2 protein-coding genes are annotated in these 1,015 nt (G+C 71.2%); both read left to right on the top strand.

The features are described 5' to 3' along the window. Positions 1–806, top strand: an 806-nt coding sequence (locus ACFPZL_RS13600) for an ABC transporter permease (protein ID WP_382335922.1), incomplete at its 5' end; no start/stop codon positions are given. Then, the coding region (locus ACFPZL_RS13605) for an ATP-binding cassette domain-containing protein (protein ID WP_382335924.1) at positions 803–1,015 on the top strand (213 nt) is incomplete at its 3' end. The genes ACFPZL_RS13600 and ACFPZL_RS13605, both read left to right, overlap by 4 nt.

A 1,015-nucleotide genomic window follows, 5' to 3' on the forward strand; every position in this document is an offset into this window, starting at 1 on the left:
GGCGCGACTGGGTCGCCGGCGCCTCGGCGGTCCTGCTCATCGCCGTCGCGCTCCTCGCGTTCGTCTCCCCGCTGCTCACCGACGCGGCGACGTCGCAGAGCATCCTCGACTCGTTGCTGCCTCCCGGCAGCCCGGGCCACCCGCTCGGCACCGACGAACTCGGACGCGACGTACTGATGCTGACGCTCGCCGGCACCGGCTCGGCCGTCGCCGGCCCGGTGGCGATCGCCGTCGGATCGATGATCCTCGCGGTCGTGTTCGGCACGCTGGCCGGCTACCTCGGCGGTGCCGTCGACACCGTGATCGGACGCATCGTCGACATCCTGCTCTCGCTGCCGGTCATGCTGGTCGCCATCGTGGTCGCGGGCATCTTCGGCGCCGGCTACTGGGTCACCGTCGCGATGCTGATCGTCCTCTTCTGCCCCTCGGACATCCGCATCGTCCGCGCCGGGGTGACGGAGCAGGCGCCGCGCCCCTACGTCGAGGCGGCGCAGATGCTCTCGCTCTCGCGGCGGCGGATCATGTACCGCCACATCGTGCCCAACGTGTGGCCGCTGATCCTCACCAACCTCATGCTCAACATCGGCATCGCCCTCGTCACGCTCTCCTCGCTCTCCTTCCTCGGGATCGGCGTGGCCCCGGGCACCCCCGACTGGGGACGCCAGATCTCCGACGGCCGCGCGCTGATCGCCGACAATCCGGCGATGCTGCTCGTGCCCGCGCTGCTCATCATCCTCGTGACGATGGCGATCAACCTGATCGGCGACCAGCTGGGCGAACGCCTGCGGGAACGGGGGCTCGAATGAACGCGCAGGATCGCGCCGCGGCGGATGCGGCGGATGCCGCTGGTGCCGCTGACTCGGCGGGGCTCGTCGCGACCGGCCTCACTGTCGAGGGCCCGGCAGGCACCATCGTGCAGCCGCTCGACCTCGCAGTGCCGCCGGGGCGCATGCTCGCCATCATCGGCGAGTCCGGATCCGGCAAGACCATGACCGCGCGCGCGCTCACCGGCCTG

The sequence above is a fragment of the Leucobacter soli genome (assembly GCF_042659205.1).
GTDB lineage: Bacteria > Actinomycetota > Actinomycetes > Actinomycetales > Microbacteriaceae > Leucobacter > Leucobacter soli.